Annotated in this window: 20 protein-coding genes; 9 read left to right on the forward strand and 11 right to left on the reverse strand. The window is 69.4% G+C overall.

The genetic code is table 11. The features are described from left to right. Positions 1 to 132 precede the first annotated feature (132 nt). Positions 133 to 1347 (forward strand): glucose-1-phosphate adenylyltransferase, encoded by a 1215-nt coding sequence (glgC, locus tag NX1_RS17625; RefSeq protein WP_068060436.1) that lies wholly within the window; start codon positions 133 to 135, stop codon positions 1345 to 1347. Between the two features lie 71 nt (positions 1348 to 1418). Here glgC and NX1_RS17630 read toward each other — a convergent pair whose 3' ends face one another. From NX1_RS17630 to NX1_RS17640, 3 genes are all read right to left on the reverse strand, one after another. Continuing rightward, positions 1419 to 1625 (reverse strand): phage holin family protein, encoded by a 207-nt coding sequence (locus tag NX1_RS17630; RefSeq protein WP_068060163.1) that lies wholly within the window; start codon positions 1623 to 1625, stop codon positions 1419 to 1421. Between the two features lie 95 nt (positions 1626 to 1720). Next, the gene (locus NX1_RS17635) at positions 1721 to 1894 is read right to left on the reverse strand and encodes a hypothetical protein (protein ID WP_157119817.1); all 174 of its coding nucleotides are present in this window, start codon (positions 1892 to 1894) and stop codon (positions 1721 to 1723) included. A 285-nt stretch (positions 1895 to 2179) separates the two neighbouring features. Continuing rightward, the gene (locus NX1_RS17640; RefSeq protein ID WP_068060169.1) at positions 2180 to 2812 is read right to left on the reverse strand and encodes an O-methyltransferase; all 633 of its coding nucleotides are present in this window, start codon (positions 2810 to 2812) and stop codon (positions 2180 to 2182) included. 342 nt (positions 2813 to 3154) lie between these two features. Here NX1_RS17640 and sigE point away from each other — a divergent pair, with 342 nt between their 5' ends. The 6 genes from sigE to NX1_RS17670 all read left to right on the forward strand — a co-directional run bounded on the left by sigE (position 3155) and on the right by NX1_RS17670 (position 7953). After that, positions 3155 to 3772 (forward strand): RNA polymerase sigma factor SigE, encoded by a 618-nt coding sequence (gene sigE, locus NX1_RS17645; protein ID WP_068060439.1) that lies wholly within the window; start codon positions 3155 to 3157, stop codon positions 3770 to 3772. Between the two features lie 58 nt (positions 3773 to 3830). Further along, positions 3831 to 4253 (forward strand): hypothetical protein, encoded by a 423-nt coding sequence (locus NX1_RS17650; protein ID WP_068060172.1) that lies wholly within the window; start codon positions 3831 to 3833, stop codon positions 4251 to 4253. A gap of 10 nt (positions 4254 to 4263) precedes the next feature. Beyond that, positions 4264 to 5826: a S1C family serine protease gene (locus NX1_RS17655; protein WP_068060175.1), complete on the forward strand. Its 1563-nt coding sequence runs from the start codon at positions 4264 to 4266 to the stop codon at positions 5824 to 5826. Between the two features lie 33 nt (positions 5827 to 5859). Next, positions 5860 to 6276, forward strand: coding sequence for a Sec-independent protein translocase protein TatB (gene tatB, locus NX1_RS17660; RefSeq protein ID WP_068060178.1), 417 nt, complete (start codon positions 5860 to 5862; stop codon positions 6274 to 6276). A gap of 316 nt (positions 6277 to 6592) precedes the next feature. After that, positions 6593 to 7450: a hypothetical protein gene (locus NX1_RS17665; RefSeq protein ID WP_068060181.1), complete on the forward strand. Its 858-nt coding sequence runs from the start codon at positions 6593 to 6595 to the stop codon at positions 7448 to 7450. A 269-nt stretch (positions 7451 to 7719) separates the two neighbouring features. Next, positions 7720 to 7953 carry a hypothetical protein gene (locus NX1_RS17670; RefSeq protein WP_068060184.1) on the forward strand — a complete coding sequence of 78 codons (234 nt, stop codon included), beginning with the start codon at positions 7720 to 7722 and terminating at the stop codon, positions 7951 to 7953. An 81-nt stretch (positions 7954 to 8034) separates the two neighbouring features. Here NX1_RS17670 and NX1_RS17675 read toward each other — a convergent pair whose 3' ends face one another. The 5 genes from NX1_RS17675 to NX1_RS17695 are packed head-to-tail and all read right to left on the reverse strand — an operon-like array spanning position 8035 to position 13052. Beyond that, positions 8035 to 8973 carry a glucosyl-3-phosphoglycerate synthase gene (locus NX1_RS17675; RefSeq protein WP_068060187.1) on the reverse strand — a complete coding sequence of 313 codons (939 nt, stop codon included), beginning with the start codon at positions 8971 to 8973 and terminating at the stop codon, positions 8035 to 8037. Next, positions 8970 to 9854 carry a dihydropteroate synthase gene (gene folP / locus NX1_RS17680; RefSeq protein ID WP_068060190.1) on the reverse strand — a complete coding sequence of 295 codons (885 nt, stop codon included), beginning with the start codon at positions 9852 to 9854 and terminating at the stop codon, positions 8970 to 8972. Before folP ends, NX1_RS17675 begins: the two co-directional genes overlap by 4 nt. An 18-nt stretch (positions 9855 to 9872) precedes the next feature. After that, on the reverse strand, positions 9873 to 11639 hold the full coding sequence (locus tag NX1_RS17685; protein WP_068060192.1) for a long-chain-acyl-CoA synthetase: 1767 nt from the start codon (positions 11637 to 11639) through the stop codon (positions 9873 to 9875). Positions 11640 to 11649: 10 nt separating this feature from the next. Further along, positions 11650 to 12246, reverse strand: a complete 597-nt coding sequence (locus NX1_RS17690) for an LOG family protein (RefSeq protein ID WP_068060442.1) — start codon at positions 12244 to 12246, stop codon at positions 11650 to 11652. Beyond that, positions 12243 to 13052, reverse strand: a complete 810-nt coding sequence (locus NX1_RS17695) for an LOG family protein (RefSeq protein WP_068060194.1) — start codon at positions 13050 to 13052, stop codon at positions 12243 to 12245. Before NX1_RS17695 ends, NX1_RS17690 begins: the two co-directional genes overlap by 4 nt. A 167-nt stretch (positions 13053 to 13219) precedes the next feature. On the opposite strand from NX1_RS17695, the gene NX1_RS17700 reads away from it, so the two are divergent. Then, positions 13220 to 13972, forward strand: coding sequence for an SDR family oxidoreductase (locus tag NX1_RS17700; RefSeq protein WP_068060197.1), 753 nt, complete (start codon positions 13220 to 13222; stop codon positions 13970 to 13972). Positions 13973 to 14022: 50 nt separating this feature from the next. Here the strand turns inward: NX1_RS17700 and dapE are convergent, their stop codons facing one another. Beyond that, positions 14023 to 15123 (reverse strand): succinyl-diaminopimelate desuccinylase, encoded by a 1101-nt coding sequence (gene dapE / locus NX1_RS17705; protein ID WP_245668548.1) that lies wholly within the window; start codon positions 15121 to 15123, stop codon positions 14023 to 14025. A 162-nt stretch (positions 15124 to 15285) separates the two neighbouring features. Here dapE and dapD point away from each other — a divergent pair, with 162 nt between their 5' ends. Continuing rightward, positions 15286 to 16233, forward strand: coding sequence for a 2,3,4,5-tetrahydropyridine-2,6-dicarboxylate N-succinyltransferase (gene dapD, locus NX1_RS17710; RefSeq protein ID WP_068060205.1), 948 nt, complete (start codon positions 15286 to 15288; stop codon positions 16231 to 16233). Positions 16234 to 16402: 169 nt separating this feature from the next. Here the strand turns inward: dapD and NX1_RS17715 are convergent, their stop codons facing one another. Both NX1_RS17715 and NX1_RS17720 read right to left on the reverse strand, forming a co-directional pair. Next, positions 16403 to 16795 carry a PPOX class F420-dependent oxidoreductase gene (locus tag NX1_RS17715; protein WP_068060209.1) on the reverse strand — a complete coding sequence of 131 codons (393 nt, stop codon included), beginning with the start codon at positions 16793 to 16795 and terminating at the stop codon, positions 16403 to 16405. Between the two features lie 57 nt (positions 16796 to 16852). Then, on the reverse strand, positions 16853 to 18280 hold the full coding sequence (locus NX1_RS17720) for an acyl-CoA synthetase (RefSeq protein ID WP_068060210.1): 1428 nt from the start codon (positions 18278 to 18280) through the stop codon (positions 16853 to 16855). Positions 18281 to 18290: the final 10 nt, after the last annotated feature.

The following is an 18290-nucleotide window of genomic DNA, read 5'->3' on the forward strand; positions in this document are numbered from 1 at the left end:
CCCCGAGGTTCTCCGGCTCGCCGGGTCCCGTCGCCGAGTGCCCTCCGTTCGTGCCGAAACTCACCGATCCAAACTAGACGCTCGGCTCGGCGGGAGCCACCCGCGCCATGACTACACGGTAGTTTGGGCACTGTGAGGAGCCAGCCGCACGTACTCGGGATCGTGCTCGCCGGTGGCGAGGGAAAGCGCCTGTTTCCACTCACCGCGGACCGCGCCAAGCCAGCGGTCCCCTTCGGCGGCGCGTACCGCCTGATCGACTTCGTGCTCAGCAATCTGGTGAACGCGGGCTACCTACGCCTGTGCGTGCTCACCCAGTACAAATCGCATTCGCTGGACCGGCACATCTCGCAGACCTGGCGGCTGTCTGGGTTCGCGGGCGAGTACATCACCCCGGTGCCCGCCCAGCAGCGCCTCGGCCCGCGCTGGTACACCGGCAGCGCCGACGCGATCATGCAGTCGCTGAACCTGATCTACGACGAAGACCCTGACTACATCGTCGTCTTCGGCGCCGACCACGTGTACCGGATGGACCCGGAGCAGATGGTCTCCCATCACATCGATTCCGGCGCGGGCGTCACCGTGGCGGGCATCAGGGTGCCCCGCAGCGAGGCCAGCGCGTTCGGCTGCATCGATTCCGACGAGTCGGGCCGCATCATCCAGTTCCTGGAGAAGCCCGCCCACCCGCCAGGCACGCCGGACGATCCGAACGTGACCTTCGCGTCGATGGGCAACTACGTCTTCACCACCAAGGTGCTGGTCGATTCGATCCGCGCCGACGCCGAGAACTCCGACTCGGATCACGACATGGGCGGCGACATCATCCCCGCGCTCGTCGCGGCTGGCCATGCCGCGGTCTACGACTTCGCCGACAACGACGTGCCGGGCGCCACCGAACGCGATCGCGGCTACTGGCGCGACGTCGGGACCATCGACGCCTTCTACGACGCGCACATGGACCTGGTCTCGGTGCACCCGGTGTTCAACCTCTACAACAAGCACTGGCCGATCCGCGGCGCGGCCGAGAACCTGCCGCCCGCCAAATTCGCGCAGGGCGGGCTCGCTCAGGAATGCATCGTGGGCTCTGGCAGCATCCTGTCCGCCGCGACGGTGCGCAATTCCGTGCTGAGCTCCAACGTGATGATCGACGACGGCGCCACCGTCGAGGGCAGCGTGCTGATGCCCGGCGTGCGCATCGGCCGTGGCGCGGTGGTGCGCCGCGCCATCCTCGACAAGAACGTGGTGGTCGGCGAGGGCGAGATCATCGGCGTCGACCTCGAGCGCGACCGCGATCGTTTCGCGGTGAGCAAACGCGGCGTGGTCACCGTCGGCAAGGGCGTCTGGGTCTGAGATTCCCGGCGACCGCTGGTAACTCGCGACCGGCCGCGATCCGAGGCCGGTCCGGGCGGCGCGGCTCCGGCTCACGACGGCGTCGGCTGGACCGTGCAGAACGGCTGACAGGAACCGGGCGTGCGCGGCGTCGTCGGGCGCGATCGGTCACCGAAATCGGCGGTGCTGACCAGAATCGCCAGCACGATCGCCAATACGAGCAGGATGCCGAACACGATTGTCGCGCCCGCCCACTCCTCGGTGCGGTTCCTCTGTCGATCGTCGTCGTTCCAGAACATCGGCTCGTCCTCCGCGCTGCCCCGGGCTCACCCAAACACACCGCGGGCCGCTCGGCCACCGAATCACGAACAGCACACGGGATTCGACCCGTGCGTCACGGCGCGGGCGGTGGCGGCGTCCGCGTGCAGAATGGCTCACAGGGTCCGGTGGTCGGCACCACCTTCGCGGGACCGGTGTCGAAATCGGCATTGCTCACCACGAGCAGCACCAGCACGACGAGCAGAATCGCGACCGCGAAAAAGCCCAACCCGGCCAGAACCCAATTCACCGAACCTTTTTCCTTGACCACATGTCCGACGTGGCCGTAATGGACGATTTCCGACGCGCGATCCCACATCGCCAGACCTCCGAATTCGCTTGCGGCACCGACAGTTTTCGGACGCTCCTCGCGCGATGACGCACGCGGTCGCCCGTACCACGGCTGATCGTCGGATACCCGGGACCGGCACGCTGAATCATCGAACGGCGGCGGACCGGCTCTCGCGATCGACCGGATTCGCAACGGCGGCATACCGTTCTGCCGCCACGCCGCGAACGACTTTGCGCGCGTGCGCTATCCGCGTGAGGCGCAGAGCAATCCGTCGCCGACGGGAATCAGCACACAGGTGAGTTCCGGATCCTCCGCGATGGCGCGGGTGGCCGCGCGCACCGCCTGGGTGGCCGGATCACGCTGACTCGGATCGGGGACCCGGCCGCCGAGCAGCGCGTTGTGCAGGATGATGGCGCCGCCGTCGCGCAGCAGCCGCACCGCCTGTGCGACGTACTGCGGATGCTCCAGCGGCGCGGCATCGATGAAGACCAGATCGTAGGCGCCGTCGGCGAGGCGGGGTAGCACGTCGAGCGCGCGCCCGTTGATCAGCCTGGTCCGCGCGGGCGGGATGTCGGCGGCGCGGAACGCGTCCTTGGCCGCGCGCTGATGCTCCGGCTCGGAATCGATGGTGGTCAGCGTGCCGTCCTCGCGCATGCCGTCGAGCAGCCACAGTCCACTGATGCCGGCGCCGGTCCCGACCTCGACGACCGCGCGCGCGCCGAGCAGCTGGGCGTACATGCTCAGCAGGGCCCCGACCGACGGCGGCACCGGTGCCACGCCCAGCTCGGTGGCCCGTTCGCGCGCGCTGACGAGGATCTCGTCCTCCACGACGGATTCTTCCACGTAGGAGAGATTTCGCTCCAGGTTCGATGCCACGCCTAAGAGGCTAATGCGGGGCGCGTTGTCTCGGCGTTCCGACAACACGCTTTCTCCAGGGATCGGTTTTCTCAGGTGTCCCTCAGGATCTCCATATCCCCGCCATATCGGGACAGGAAAGAGTAAGGACACGCAAGACCAGCCGACCGCGATACGCGGGACGCGGGAACAACGACATACAGGTAGTCGGTTGTATTCCGTACGCGACGGTTCGTGACCCGGACCGAAACGGGAGTCCCGAGTTTACGGTCCCGAGTAGGAGGTAGCCCCATCCACATGGTCAAAGGTTCGTTTGCGGCTCCGCATGGGCACTCCGAGTACGCCACCCTCCCCGACCACATCATGCCGTTCGAGGCCGAGCAGGCCGAGGACCTCGATATCGAACTGACCGGCACGGCCGCGTTCGACGCGACCGGTGATCGCTCGGTGATGCCGTCGTGGGACGAGCTGGTCCGCGAACACGCCGACCGGGTCTACCGGCTGGCCTACCGTCTGTCCGGCGACGCGCAGGACGCCGAGGATCTCACTCAGGAGACCTTCATCCGCGTCTTCCGGTCGCTGTCGAACTACCAGCCGGGCACCTTCGAGGGCTGGCTGCACCGCATCACGACCAACCTCTTCCTGGACATGGTGCGCCGTCGCAATCGCATCCGCATGGAGGCGCTGCCCGAGGACTACGATCGCGTGCCCGCCGACGGCCCCGGCCCTGAGCAGGCCTATCACGACGCGCGCCTCGATCCCGACCTGCAATCCGCCCTCGACGCCCTGGCGCCCGAGTTCCGCGCCGCCGTCGTGCTGTGTGACATCGAGGGTCTGTCGTACGAGGAGATCGGCGCTACGCTCGGCGTGAAGCTGGGCACCGTGCGCAGCCGGATTCACCGCGGCCGTCAGGCACTGCGCGAGCACCTTGCGCATAATGGATCTCAGCAGCGGTTCGCCGCTGACGCGAACATCGGGTGATTCGCCGGGCACCGGCGACGCCCGGGCCAGAGGATGTCGTTGGAAGGGTGAGCACCGCATGAGTGGCGAGTCCAGCACGTCCGGTCGTCCCGCGAACGGGGCCGACCGCCGGACGCCAGGCAGGTCACCTCGCTTCGCGCCCACCGAACACCTGGCCAGCGAGGCGGTCGTCGCCTACGTCGACGGCGAGCTGCGCATGAACGCCTATCTGCGTGCCGCCCAGCATCTTTCGGTCTGTCCGGAATGCGCGGCCGAGGTGGACGCGCAGCAGCAGGCGCGCATCGCGCTGCGCCAGTCCGGCCCCATCTCCATCCCCACCGGCCTGCACGACAGCCTGACCCGTATTCCGCTCGCCGAACTGCCCGGCGGTGCGTCGAACAATCCTGGCCGGCCGTCCGGGAACGCCCGTAACGAGGCGGTTTTCGGTTTTCTGCCCGATTCGTTCACCGCGACCCGGTGGACAACCTGGTGGCGCAAGTAGAGTTTGGCGCGTGACCACCGAATCGACGAATACCGGACCTGTGCCGGACGCACGGCCCACCGCCAGTGACGCCTCCGATTCGGCGGCCAGCAGGGGGAACCTGAGGCCGTCGGACGCGCCCGTGCTCGGGCCGCGACCGGTCGTCAGACCCCACGTCGACACCCACACCGCCCGCGCCTTCCGCCGTCCGTCGGGCACCTCCGGCTCGTTCTCCGACTACACCCCCTCGCGCGCCGGCGCCGGCGCGCCCCCGCTCGGTCCCGAACTGCACAACCGTCCGCCCGACGCGGTGCTCGCCGAGGCTTTCGGCAGACCCGAAGGCTCCGACGAACTGCTCCAGCGCGACCCCGACGCGGCCGAGGCGGCCCCGGCACACTCGGGCCCCGCGGACCCATGGCGCGATCCGACCGCTGGCGCCCGTCTCGGCGCACCCGCGGTGCCGACGCCGCAGCCCGAGCCGCTGCCCCAGTCGCGCAAGCTGAGCGCGCGCGAGGTGCTCTTCGGGTCGAGGATCGCGCCCAAGGCGCTGGCCCTGCTCGCCGCGATCGCGCTCGGCATCGGCGTGCTCGGCGGCCTGATCGGCAGGCTCACCGCGGAGCAGACCACGAACCTCACCTCGCGCAAGGTGACCCTCGAGCAGTCCGGCGACGTCGAGCGCCCGCACGGTCTGATCGCCACCGTCGCCAACGCGGTGCTGCCCTCGGTGGTCTCCATCCGAGTCACCGTCGGCGACAATGGCGCCACCGGCTCGGGCGTCGTCATCGACGGCGCGGGCTACGTGGTGACCAACAACCACGTCATCTCGATGGCCGCCCAGGACAAGAGCAACCGGGCCGCCATCCAGGTCACCTTCTCCGACGGCAGCCGGGTGCCCGCGAACATCGTCGGCCGCGATCCCAAGACCGACCTCGCGGTCCTCAAGGTCGACGTGAAGAACCTCACGGTGGCCAGGCTCGGCAAGTCCGGCGACGTGCAGGTCGGCGACGACGTGCTGGCCATCGGCTCGCCGCTCGGCCTGAGCAAGACCGTCACCTCCGGCATCGTCAGCGCGCTGCACCGCCCGGTGAAGCTCTCCGGCGAGGGCAGCGACACCAACGCGGTGATCGACGCCGTGCAGACCGACGCCTCGATCAACCCGGGTAACTCCGGCGGCGCGCTGGTCGACATGGACGGGCGGGTCATCGGGATCAACACCGCGATCCGCAGCGAGACGGGCGGCTCGGTCGGACTCGGCTTCGCCATCCCGGTCGACACCATGACCGAGGTCGCGCAGAGCCTCATCAAGAACGGCAAGATGAATCACCCCGTGATCGGCATCTCGGCCCGCACCAAGACCGTCGCCAACGAGGTGATGAGCGGCGCCGCGGTGGCCGACGTCGCGCCCAACGGTCCCGCGGCCAAGGCGGGGATCGTCGAGGGTGACGTGATCGTCCGGGTGGGCGATCGGGAGGTCACCGGGCCGGAGGAGCTGACCGTCGCGGTGCAGTCCCGCGAGATCGGCGAGACGGTGAACGTGCAGTTGATTCGGGACGGCAGGCAGGTGGACGTGCCTGTGACGTTGGAATCCGACTGACCCGCTGGTCCGATGCACAGGTAGCCTGGATTCGTGTTCAGCAACATCGGCTGGAGCGAGATGATGATCCTGCTCGTCGCCGCCCTCGTCATCCTCGGCCCGGAGCGTCTGCCCGGCGCCGTGCGCTGGACCACGGAAAACTTGCGCAGGCTGCGCGACTACGCCAGCGGGGCCACCGCCCAGCTGAAGGAAGAACTCGGCCCCGAGTTCGAAGACCTGCGCAAGCCGCTGGCCGAGCTGAACGAGCTGCGCGGCATGACGCCGCGCTCCATGGTCACCAAGCACCTGCTGAACGGCGACGATTCGGTGCTGCGCAGCCTGGAGAAGGCCGTGCCGACCAAGGACGACCTGTACGGCACGAGCAGCGGCATGCCGGACTATCCGATGCCGAAGCTGGAAAAGCCGCTGGAGCGCAACGAGCGTCCGCCGATCGATTTCGACGCCACCTGAGTGTCGTGTTCGCCTGCGGGCGCGGGTTCGACGGACTCCGCTCCGGCGGCATCGACCATGCGGCCTGCCGCAGCTCCAGCCACGTAGGCTGTGGACGAATCCCTTGGGCGGCATCCGTCGTGCGCATCCGCGCCTCACGGCGGCCACGCGTGATTCGGGGAGGGAATTCGTTCGGCAGCGATCATGCGCCGCACCATCTTTCGCTCGGCGAGTCGGCGAGAAACGCCGTCGAGGCGAAACAGACTGGGCCGTCTGGAAGTACGCAATGTCAAGCAGACTAGACCCGTAAGGCTGTCGAGCTGTCTAAACTTCGCACATGTCGGCCGATGACGTGGCGCGAGTCTTCGCAATCGAGGACAAGGTCGAGAGACTCAAGGCGGCCACCGACGGGGTGGCGGCGGCGCAGCAGACGATCAACGAACTCACCAGGATCCGCAGGGCGGTCATCCGGGAACTTCACGCCGAGGGCTGGACCTTCGCCAGAATCGGTGCGGCGGCGGGGCTTTCCCGCGCCCGTATCCATCAGGTGAGCACCCAGGGCCCGGCCCCGGAAGGACTGTTCTTCGGTCACGGGACACTCACCGTACTCGCCCCGGAGGTGCGCGCGGGCCGGGTGCTCGGCGCGCCGGATCCCGGTGCGGCACACCGGCTCGTCGAGCTGCTGCGCGAGCTCGGGTTCGCCGCGGGGATCGAGAGATTCCTGCCCGGCAGACCGGTGGACCTGAACCGGGACGGACTGATCGTGGTCGGCGGTCCCGAATTGTCCCCGAGCGTGCGGCAACTCATCGCCGCCGATCCCCGGCTGCGCCGCGCCGTTGCCAGGGCGGGCGACGCGCGCCGCGGCATCGAGGACAGGGCCGCGCGCCGCGTGTACCGGCCGGGCGGCCCCGAACCGCACGACATCGCGTATCTGGCCCGCCTCCCCCGCCCCGACGGCCGCGGCACCTGCCTGATCATCGATGGACTGCACCCGCCGGGATCGCTCGGCGCGGTGCGGCTGCTCGCCACCCGATTGGCCACGCTGCACGAGCGGGCCGCCAACCACTTGTTCTCGGTTCTGATCGCCGTCCGCTACGACCGCGCCAGCGGCGAACCGGTCGACGTCGACCTGCTCACGCCCGTCTACCGGCACGACGCCGACCCACGCCCCATCGGCACCCGCGTGCGACGCTGATGCGTGAGCGCATCGATAGCTGAGAATTGCCTCACACATGCCGCGCGCCGGGTTCGTACGAAATGCCCGAACAATTTCCGCAGTGTGTCGCATGTCACGTGACCCTGCGGGTAACAGATACCCACTCGATGTTTAGATAGCTAGTGAATAACTATTTTTCGAGTAGGTGAGTGCTCCATGTCTTCCGTGCCCGAGAGCCGCGCATTCGGGGCACCCGTGACGCGCGAAGCGAATCACCGTGGGACGAGCGCTCATTCGGAGAGGACGCGATGAACACCATTGTGGTCGTAGGCGTGATCGTCTTCGTCGCCATCACCGTCGGCGTTCTGGTCGGCGTGCTGCGGAAGCCGAACTCGTCGGGTCAGCTGACCGTCGCGGCGATCCAGGCTCGGCTGGCCGACGAGGGCAACGGGCAGTCCACCCACACCGAGCCTCCCCAAGCAGAGGAGTTCGCCAGCGCCAAAGCAGCCGCTGCCGATCCGGAAACTCCCGGAAAGCCCTAGCTCGTTCCCAGCGCCTCGCAGAGACAGCACACGCTTCGCAGGGGTTGTGATCCCTGCGAAGCGTGTGGCGGGTCTGCGGGGCTAGGCCGCCGCCTGGGACGGCCGCAAGGTGTTCATCGGCGGGCGGTCGGTGAGCGAGACTTCCGTGCTGTGCGCCGTGAAGGCGTCGCCGATGAGGGGGAACTGGGTGAGGGCGGCGCCGGAATCGGTGACTCCGCTGCGGCCGAGCACGGTGCCGAGGATCTGGCGGCTCATCACGCCGAGGTCGCCGAGCGGGCGGTTGCGGTGGGTACGCACCCCCAGGTTGACCTGACCGATGGCGGACAGACCGACGCGGTCGTAGGTGTCGAGGAGCAGGCCGATCTCCACGCCGTAGCCCGGCGCGAAGGGCACCGAGGCGAGCAGTTCCCGGGTGCCCGCGTATTCGCCGCTCAGCGGTTGCAGCACCGCGCACAGTTCCGGGCGCAGCGCGGCGAGCAGCGGACGCGCGACCAGCTCGGTGACGCGCCCGCCGCCGTGCGCGTCCACGGTGCCACCCTGCCGCAGCGGGCGGCGGTAGTAGGCCTTGACCAGATGCATGTCGTCGTTCAGCAGCAGCGGGCCGAGCAGCTTCGGCACGAAGGCCGGATCGGGGTCGATGAGATCGGAGTCGACGAACGCGATCAGGTCGCCGCCGGTGACCGCGAGCGAGCGCCACAGCACCTCGCCCTTGCCCGGCAGCGGCTCCAGCTCCGGCACCGCCTGCTCGCGGGTGATGACCTCGGCGCCCGCCGCGCGTGCTCGTTCGGCGGTGGCGTCGGTGGATCCGGAATCGAGCACCACCAGTTCGTCGACGAGCGTGCCGAGCAGCGGCCTGATGCTGCCCACCACCTCGGCGACGGTGCGTTCCTCGTTCAGCGCGGGCAGCACCACCGACACGGTGCGCCCGTCTTTGGCGGCGACGAGCTCGTCGACCGACCACTCGGGGTTGTCCCAGGTATTCGTGCTTGCCCAGGCGGACTCGCGGTGTTGGATTTTCATACCAGACCTCGCAGGGTTCGTGCGGGGGGCCGGATGCCCTGGATCGCGGCGATCATGTCCACGACGCGACGCGTCTCGGCGACCTCGTGGACGCGGAAGACTCGGGCGCCCGCGGCGGCGGACCACGCTGTTGCCGCCAACGTGCCCTCCAACCGTTCGGAGAGCCCGACACCAAGAGTCTCCCCGATGAAATCCTTGTTGCTCAGCGCCATCAAGACCGGCCATCCGGTATTTACAAGAACGTCGATTCCCCGCAACAGTTCGAGCCCGTGATAGGTGTTCTTGCCGAAATCGTGGGTGGGATCGATCAAGATCGAATCCTTGCGCACGCCCGCGGCGAGCGCGTCCTCGGCGGCCAGGACGACGGTGTCGGTGACCTCGCTCACCACGTCGTCGTACCTGACCCGATGCGGCCGGGTGCGCGGCACCGCGCCGCCGGTGTGGCTGCACACGATTCCCACGCCGAGTTCCGCGGCCACCGCGACCAGATCCGGGTCAGCGCCCGCCCACGTGTCGTTGATCAGGTCGGCTCCCTCGGCCACCGCGGCGCGCGCGACCTCCGAACGCCAGGTGTCGACGCTGATCAGCAGTTCGGGATACGCCGCGCGGATCGCCGCGACGAAGGGCACAACGCGCCGCGTCTCCTCGTCGGCGTCGACCGTCGCGCCCGGCCCCGCCTTCACTCCCCCGATGTCGACGAGATCGGCGCCCTCGTCGACCGCGCGGGCGACCGCTTCCATGGCCGCGGCGTCGGTGAACGTCGCGCCTCGGTCGTAGAAGGAATCGGGGGTACGGTTCACGATCGCCATCACCAGCGCCCGATCGGTCGCCACCGGCTTGCCGCACAGCGTGGGGGACGGCACGGCGATCGGGCTGAACATGCCCTCGACTGTAGCGGCTCAGCTCTTCGGCGCGCGGCCCGCCGCGACGTCCGCGGCGTAGTCGTCGTACGCGGGGACGTATCCCTCGGTACGGCCCGCGAGAACGTAGAGCGCGCTCTCGGCGTCCGGAGCGTATCCCTGCTTGCGCAGTTCGACCTTGCGGCTCTTGAACGTGGAGGTCTGCTCCAGCTCGGCGACCACCCGGACGAACAGCGGCACCGCGTACCCCGGCAGCCTGCGGTAGGCCAGTTCGGCCAGCCCGGCCCCGTCGAAGTCCGCGCCGGGATGCAGCGTGATCGCCGCCATGCCGGCCTTGCCGTCGGCGCCGGGAATGTCGACGCCGAACACCACCGCCTGCGAGACGGTCTCGTGCTCACCGAGCGCGGCCTCGACCTCCGTCGTGGCCACGTTCTCGCCCTTCCAGCGGAAGGTGTCGCCGAGCCGGTCCACGAACGCGATGTGGCACCAGCCTTGGTCGCGCACCAGATCTCCGGTGTCGAACCACACGTCACCCGGCCGGAAGCCGTCGCGGATCAGCTTGGACTCCGAGGCGTCCTCGTCGGTGTAGCCGTCGAACGGCTGACGGTCGTTCACCTTGGCCAGCAGCAGACCGATCCCGCCCGAGCGGACCCGCCGCAGCCTGCCGTCGGTGCCGCGCTTGGCCTTGCCGGTGGCGTCGTCGAATTCGACGATCGCGTAGGGCAGCGGCCCGAATCCCGCGGTGCGGTCGACCCCGAACGCGTTGACGAACGCGATCGGCGCCTCGCTCGCGCCGTAGAACTCCACCACACGGCGGATCCCGAACCGTTCGGTGAATTCCTCCCACAGCTCGGGACGCAGCCCGTTGCCGACGGCCAACCGGACGCGGTGCTGCCGATCCGCCGGGCGCGCCGGCTGATTCAGCAGGTACCGGCACAGCTCGCCGATGTAGATGAACGCGGTGGCCTGTTCCCGGACGACCTCGTCCCAGAATCCGGAGGCGGAGAACTTGCGGCCGAGCGCGTAGGCGGACCCGCCCGCGAGCACCGACGACAGTGCGACGGTGAGCGCGTTGTTGTGATAGAGCGGCAGGCAGCAGTACAGGGTGTCGTTGCCGCGCAGGCGAACTCCGAGCCCGCCGAGTCCGGCCATGCTCTTGGTCCAGCGCAGGTGGGTCATCACGCTGGCCTTCGGCAGGCCGGTGGTGCCCGAGGTGAAGATCAGGAACGCGCGTTCTCGGGCGGTCACCTGCGCGCAGACCTCGGGATCGGCGGCGTCGGCGGTGCGGGCGGCCCGTTCGAGATCGTTGCCGTACAACACGTTCGGCAGCGGTTCGGCGAGCGAATCCAGCGCCTCACGGCACTCCTCGCCGACCACGTTCAGCACGCTGTTCAGCAGCCCGAAGCTGTGTGCGAGCACCTGGTCGCGCTGATTGTGGTTGAGCAGTCCGACGGTGGCGCCGAGCTTGACGGTGGCCAGCACCGTGAACAGCGTCTCGGGCCGGTTCGTCATCAGCACGCCGACCACGTCGCCGCGCCGCACTCCGCGCTCGGCGAGAGCATTCGCGTAGCGGTTCACCTCGGCGTTGGCCTCGCCGTAGCGGTAGACCCTGCCCTCGAAACGCAGGAACGGCCGGTCCGGACGGCGGTGCGCGGTGCGCTGGAAGAACAGGCCGACCGAGGCCTTGTCGCCGGGCCGCACCCGCATGCCGGGCGCGTTGCGCAGCATGCCGGGCGCGTCGAGCGCCATCCCGGGCAGCGATTTGACCAAGTCGACGAGGCGCACCGTTGCGCGGGTGTCGGTCAACGCGGTTCTCCTAGCCTTGTGCGACCCTGTCGCCGAGTGTCTGTTCGGGTTTCAGCGCCGCGAACGCGGCGTGCAGGTCGCTGACCACGGTGATCCGCTGCATGGCGAACCGGGAGACGAACTTCCGCTCGTAGAGTTCGTCGACCCAGCGGAACAGGCCGTCGTAGAAGCCGTTCGGGTCGAGCACGACCACCGGTTTGGCGTGCTGGCCGAGGTAGCCGCCGGTCCAGGTCTCGAAGAACTCCTCCAGCGTGCCGATGCCGCCTGGCAGCGTGAGGAAGGCGTCGGCGCGGTCCTCCATGACCTGTTTGCGCTGGCGCATGGTGTCGGTGACCACCAGCTCGTCGGCGTCGACGTCGGCGACTTCCTTGTGCACCAGGTGTTTCGGTATCACGCCGATGGTTGGGGCGCCGCCTGCTCGCGCGGCGGTGGCGACCGCGCCCATCATCGAGACGTGGCCGCCGCCGGACACCAATTGCCATCCGCGCCGGGCTATCTCGGTGCCAACCCGGGCGGCCAGACCGAGCGCGTCGGGGTCGGCGGTGCTCGCCGAGCAGTAGACGCAGACGGCGTAGGGAACGGCGACGTCGGCTGGGTCCACCGTCACCACTTGTCCTCCGTGCCGAGGGTGTCGATGCCCGCGCGGTCGGTGGCCGCCCGCATGATGATCTCGACGACCTCCTCCACGTCGTCGGTGACGTGGATCAGGTCGAGATCGCCCGGCGAGATCTTGCCGAAGCCCTGCAGCGAACCGCGCAGCCAATCCACCAGTCCCGCCCAGTATTTGGTGCCGAACAGGATGATCGGGAAACGGGTGATCTTGTGCGTCTGCACCAGGGTGAGCGCCTCGAACAGCTCGTCAAGGGTGCCGAAACCACCCGGCAGACAGATGAATGCCTCGGAGTACTTCACGAACATCGTCTTGCGGACGAAGAAGTAGCGGAAGTTGATGCCGAGATCGACCCAGTCGTTGAGGCTCTGCTCGAACGGCAACTCGATGCCGAGACCGATCGAGTAGCCGCCCGCCTCGCACGCGCCTCGGTTGGCGGCCTCCATCGCGCCGGGCCCGCCGCCGGTGATCACCGCGAACCCGGCCCTGGCCAGCGCGCCGCCGATGGCCAATCCCGCCTGGTATTCGGGATGGTCGACGGGCGTGCGCGCGGAACCGAAGACCGTGACCGCGCGAGGCACCTCGGCCAGCGCGCCGAATCCCTCGACGAACTCGGCCTGGATGCGCAGTACCCGCCACGGGTCGGTGTGCACCCAGTCGCTGTCGCCGCGCTGGTCCAACAGGTTCTGATCGGCGGTACCCGCACCGGGTTTGCGGTCGCGGCGGAACATTATCGGTCCGCGGAATTTCGCTGTCGACTTCGGCTTAGGGGCGACCTCGTGATCGGCGGCGTCGGTGGACATGCATTCCACGCTACCGGGCTGGAGGCGTCGCGTGCGGCGCAAGGCGGTGAACGCGCGGCACACTCGCGGTGTCGGGCTGGATGTCACACTCCCGGCGCAGGCGTCGTCACCCCATCGAGACGCCGGGAAGGACACCGGCGCAGCGATTCCGACGATCGGAGATCATCATGACCATTCTCGTCACCGGCGGCACCGGCACCCTCGGCAACCACGTCGTTCCGCTGTTGCGGGCCGCGGGCCGCGATCTGCGGGTGCTGAGCCGCTCGCCTCGCGCGGCGGTCGACGGCATCGAATTCGTCACCGGCGATCTGCTGCGCGGCGAGGGCATCGAGGCGGCCGTCGCGGGTGCGGACACCATCCTGCACTTGGCGGGCGGCCCCAAGGGCGACGATGTAGCAACCCGCAATCTGGTCCGCGCGGCGGCGGGTGTGCGGCACATCGTCTACATCGGCGTCATCGCCGCGGAGGAGCTGCCGCTCGGCTACTTCCGCGCCAAGACCGACGCGGAACGGGCCATCATCGATTCGGGTCTGCCGCACACCATTCTGCGCGCGGCCCAGTTCCACGATCTAGCGCTGAAAACCGTGCGTGCCATGGGCAAGCTGCCCGTCGTGCCCGCGCCGGGCGGCCTGCGGTGGCAGCCGGTGGATTCGCGCGACGTGGCCGCCCGGCTGGCCGACCTGACGCTCGCGGCGCCCGCCGGACGCGTTCCCGACCTGGCCGGACCGGAGGTGCTCGCGCTGAGCGACATGATCCGCGACTACCTGCGGGCTGCGGGCAAGCGCCGTCCGCTGTTGCCGGTCCGCATCCCGGGCAAGGTCGGCCGCGCCTATCGCGCGGGGGCGAACCTGAACCTGGACACCGCCAATCGCGGCAAGCGCACCTGGGCGGAGTTCCTCGAGGAGCAGTTCGCCGGATGAGCGGTCGAGCATGCCGCCGACTCCGGCCGAGACGGCCGTGCGGCCCGAGGTCAAGCTTTGCCGGTCAGGTAGTCGCGCAACATGGCGGTGACCGCGGTGATCTGGGCGGTGGGCACGTGCTCGTCGCGCTTGTGCGCGAGATTGGGGTCGCCGGGGCCGAAGTTCACGGCGGGGATGCCGTGGGCGGCGAAGCGGGACACGTCGGTCCAGCCGTACTTGGCGCGCACCCCGCCGCCGCCGTGGCCGTTCACCGACGCGATCAGGTCGGCGGCGGCGGGCGCGGTGAGGCCGGGCAAGGCTCCCGGCGCCGCGTCGACCGGGTCGATCGTGACGTCGAGACCGTCGAACACCTCGCGCACGTGGGCGATGGCCTGGTCGATGGTGCGGTCGGGGGCGAAGCGGAAGTTCAGCTCCGCCTCCGCGGCGTCGGGGATGACGTTGCCTGCCACACCCGCGAGGAGGCGGGTCGCCGAGAGGCCCTCACGGTAGACGCACCCATCGATGTCGACCTGCCGCGCCCGGTAGTCGGTCAGCCGTTGCAGCACCGGGGCCAGCCGGTGAATCGCGTTGTCCCCCAGCCACGATCGCGCCGCGTGCGCGCGCACGCCCGCGGTGGCGAGCCGGGCGCGCAGCGTGCCCTGGCAACCGGCCTCGATCCAGCCTGCCGAGGGCTCGCCGAGGATGGCCAGGTCGCCGTCGAGCCATTCGGGCAGGTCGCGCTCGATGTGACCGAGGCCGTTGTGCTCTTCGGCGATCTCCTCGCCGTCGTAGAAGATCAGCGTCAGGTCGTGCACCGGATCGGCGATCGTCGCGGCCAGATGCAGGAAGACCGCGTCACCCGACTTCATGTCGACGGCGCCGCACCCGTAGAGCACCTCGTGCCCGTTCTCGTCCTTGTCGAACCGGCTCGGCACGTTGTCCGCGATCGGCACCGTGTCCAGGTGCCCGGCCAGGATCACCCGCGTCGGCAGCCCCCGATTCGTGCGGGCGAGCACCACGTTGCCGTGCCGCACCACTTCGAAGCCGCTGGTCTGCTCGCGCAGCGCCCGCTCGACGACATCGGTGATCGCCTTCTCGTCGAGCGAAACGCTCGGGATGTCGACGAGCGCGGCGGTGAGAGCGATGGGATCGGCAGACAGGTCGATGGTCACGCCCCTCAGCCTACGAGCGGGCCGCATCGACCGCCGACACCGTGCCGGTCCGCGGGTAGGCAGCGCCGCGGCGGTTTCCGGCAAGCCGCCGCGCGGCAGGCGGAACCTGCAGGCCGGAGGTGGCGCACCACTGGCGGCGATCGGTCGGTAACCTCTGATGACGTGAGCATTCAGGGAGCAGCAGCAGTCGGTATCGCCAACGTGACCGCGGACGGAACCGTCCTCGACACCTGGTACCCGAACCCGGAGCTCGGCGAGTTCGGCGACACCGGCACCAAGCGCCTCGACGAGGCGCCCGCCGAATACGCCGCGCTGCTCGGCTTCGACGAGGCGCGCGGTGTCGACGTGGTCGCGGTGCGCACCGTCATCGCCGACCTGTCCGCCGCCCCGGTCGACGCGCACGACGTCTACCTGCGCCTGCACCTGCTCTCGCACCGCCTGGTGAAGCCGCACGAGGTGAGCCTGGAAGGCCAGTTCGGCCTGCTCAGCAATGTCGTGTGGACCAACCACGGCCCGGCCGCCGTCGATGGCTTCGAGGCCACCCGCGCCAAGCTGCGCGCCTGCGGGCCGGTCACCGTGTACAGCATCGACAAGTTCCCGCGCATGGTCGACTACGTAGTGCCCTCCGGCGTGCGCATCGGCGACGCCGACCGGGTGCGGCTCGGCGCGCACCTGGCCTCCGGCACCACCGTGATGCACGAGGGCTTCGTCAACTTCAACGCGGGCACCCTCGGCGCCTCCATGGTCGAGGGCCGGATCTCCGCGGGCGTCGTGGTCGGCGACGGTTCCGACATCGGCGGCGGCGCCTCCACCATGGGCACCCTCTCCGGCGGCGGCACCACCGTCATCTCGATCGGGCAGCGCTCGCTGCTCGGCGCCAACGCGGGCCTCGGCATCCCGCTCGGCGACGACTGCGTGCTCGAGGCCGGTCTCTACCTCACCGCGGGCACCAAGGTCGCCACCCCGGACGGCACCGTCGTCAAGGCCGCCCAGCTGAGCGGCCAGAACAACCTGCTGTTCCGCCGCAACTCGCAGACCGGCGCCGTCGAGGTCGTCCCGCGCAAGGGCACCGGCATCGAACTCAACGCCGATCTCCACGCCAACGACTAGGCTGCCCCGCCTCTCCGCGCCTTTCACCGGTCGTCGTGTGCGTGGATCGTGTCGTGCCGGGCCGGCGGTCGAGTGATCACTCGCGTCTTGGGCGTACCCGGTGAGTTACCCCTGCGGTGCGAGATCAGGCGTCCTGCTAGGAGTCGATGAGTGGCGGGCTTCAGCGCCGTCAGGCGGTGGCCGCGACGTCCGGCTGGATTCCGAAGGCGATGATTCGCTCCGGGTGGATGCGGATCAACTCCCTGGAGACGCCCGACATGTAGGTGTCGACGTCGGTCAACGCCTCGGCGGTGCCGCGGATCTCCAGGCAGCGGACCCGCCAAGGCTGCACCGAGGCGATGTCGTCGACGACGAACGCCACGCGATCGTTGGTGGCCAGGTTGCGGAACTTGTGGGAGGCGCCCATGTTCCAGCCCGCGATGTCGATGGTGCCCAGTTCGGCGTTGTAGTGGAAGCCCACCGGATTGTTCTGCGGTGACCCGTCCGGGCGCACCGTGGCCAGGCGGCCGAGGCGCTGGGTGCTCAGGTAGTCGATCTGGTCCGTGGTCAGCGTTGCTGTCATGCCCGCGACGGTAGAACCTCGAGTCAGCTCGAGGTCAAGCCCGGCGGACGCGCTCGCTCAGCCGAGCTGCTTCTTCTGCACCTTGCCCATAGCGTTGCGTGGCAGCGCCGCGACCACGCGGACCTCCCGCGGCCGCTTGTGCGCCGAAAGTTGTTCGGCCACATGGCCGATCAGCTCCTTCTCGATCCCGACGCCCGCCTCGCCGCGCAGCACGACGAAGGCGACGACGCGCTGCCCGAGGTCGTCGTCGGGCAGGCCGACCACCGCCGCCTCGGCGACCTCGGGATGCCCGAGCAGCGCCGTTTCGATCTCGCCCGCACCGATGCGGTAGCCGCCGGACTTGATCAGATCGACCGATTCCCGGCCGACGATGCGGTGGAAGCCGTCGGCGTCGATGGCCGCGACGTCGCCGGTCCTGAACCACCCGTCCCCGGTCCAGCTCTCCGCCGTGGCGTCGGGCCGGTTCAGGTAACCGTCGAACAGCATCGGTCCACGCACCTGCAAGCCGCCGATGCTCTCGCCGTCGTGCGGAACCGGAGCTCCGGTCTCGTCCCGCAACCTGGTCTGCACGCCGCGCACCGGCGTGCCGACCCAGCCGGGCCGCCGTTCGCCGTCCGCGCGGGTGGACAGCGTGATCATGGTCTCGCTCATGCCGTATCGCTCGATCGGGGCGTGGCCGGTGAGCTCGCGCAGCCGCTCGAACACCGGCACCGGCAGCGGCGCGCTGCCGGACACCAGCAGCCGCGCGTCCGCCAGCTTCCGTGCCGCCTCGGGATCGTCGACGACGCGCGACCAGACGGTCGGCACGCCGAAGTACAACGTGCCGTTCGCCTCGGCGTACGCCTGCGGCGTCGGCTTCCCGGTGTGGATCAGCGGACTGCCCACCCGAAGCGCGCCGAGCACGCCGAGGATGAGCCCGTGCACGTGGAACAGCGGAAGCCCGTGCACCAGAACGTCTTTCGCGGTCCAGTCCCAAGCATCGGCGAGCGCGTCCAGTCCGGCGGCGATCGCGCCGCGAGTGAGCACGACGCCCTTCGGCGGGCCGGTGGTTCCCGAGGTGTAGAGCACGAAAGCCGGTGTGGCCGAGTCGGGTTCGGGATAGCTGTGCCACGACCTGGCGTGCATCCGGACCGGAACCACCGGCAATTCGGTGTCTTCCGGCGCGTCGCCCAGCCACGCTTGCGCGCCGGAATCGGCCAGGATGTGCGCGAGTTCGCCGGGCCCGGAATCCGGCGGCACCGGCACCACCGTGACGCCGGCGATCAGGCAGCCGACCACCGCGAGGACGGTGCGCGCGGTCGGCTCGGCCAGCACCGCCACCCGATCGGCGCGCGCGATGCGCTCGGCCACCGAAGTCGCCGCGCCGAGCAGGTCGCTGCGCGAGAGCGTCACGCCGTCGATGGTGACCGCGTCCGGAATGTCCGCGCCCGCCGCGACCGCGGCCGGATTCAGGGAACGAAGCAGCAGGTGTGGACCGAACGACATTCGCTCAACC

The organism is Nocardia xishanensis NBRC 101358 (assembly GCF_001613365.1).
GTDB classification, from domain to species: Bacteria; Actinomycetota; Actinomycetes; order Mycobacteriales; family Mycobacteriaceae; genus Nocardia; species Nocardia xishanensis.

What these genes read in the sequence shown, in the direction of transcription:
- NX1_RS17630 (WP_068060163.1), bottom strand. Translation starts at nt 1,625, where the DNA reads ATGTTCTGGAACGACGACGATCGACAGAGGAACCGCACCGAGGAGTGG.
- sigE (WP_068060439.1), top strand. Translation starts at nt 3,155, where the DNA reads ATGCCGTTCGAGGCCGAGCAGGCCGAGGACCTCGATATCGAACTGACC.
- NX1_RS17650 (WP_068060172.1), top strand. Translation starts at nt 3,831, where the DNA reads ATGAGTGGCGAGTCCAGCACGTCCGGTCGTCCCGCGAACGGGGCCGAC.
- NX1_RS17665 (WP_068060181.1), top strand. Translation starts at nt 6,593, where the DNA reads ATGTCGGCCGATGACGTGGCGCGAGTCTTCGCAATCGAGGACAAGGTC.
- NX1_RS17670 (WP_068060184.1), top strand. Translation starts at nt 7,720, where the DNA reads ATGAACACCATTGTGGTCGTAGGCGTGATCGTCTTCGTCGCCATCACC.
- NX1_RS17675 (WP_068060187.1), bottom strand. Translation starts at nt 8,973, where the DNA reads ATGAAAATCCAACACCGCGAGTCCGCCTGGGCAAGCACGAATACCTGG.
- folP (WP_068060190.1), bottom strand. Translation starts at nt 9,854, where the DNA reads ATGTTCAGCCCGATCGCCGTGCCGTCCCCCACGCTGTGCGGCAAGCCG.
- NX1_RS17695 (WP_068060194.1), bottom strand. Translation starts at nt 13,052, where the DNA reads ATGTCCACCGACGCCGCCGATCACGAGGTCGCCCCTAAGCCGAAGTCG.
- NX1_RS17700 (WP_068060197.1), top strand. Translation starts at nt 13,220, where the DNA reads ATGACCATTCTCGTCACCGGCGGCACCGGCACCCTCGGCAACCACGTC.
- NX1_RS17715 (WP_068060209.1), bottom strand. Translation starts at nt 16,795, where the DNA reads ATGACAGCAACGCTGACCACGGACCAGATCGACTACCTGAGCACCCAG.
- NX1_RS17720 (WP_068060210.1), bottom strand. Translation starts at nt 18,280, where the DNA reads ATGTCGTTCGGTCCACACCTGCTGCTTCGTTCCCTGAATCCGGCCGCG.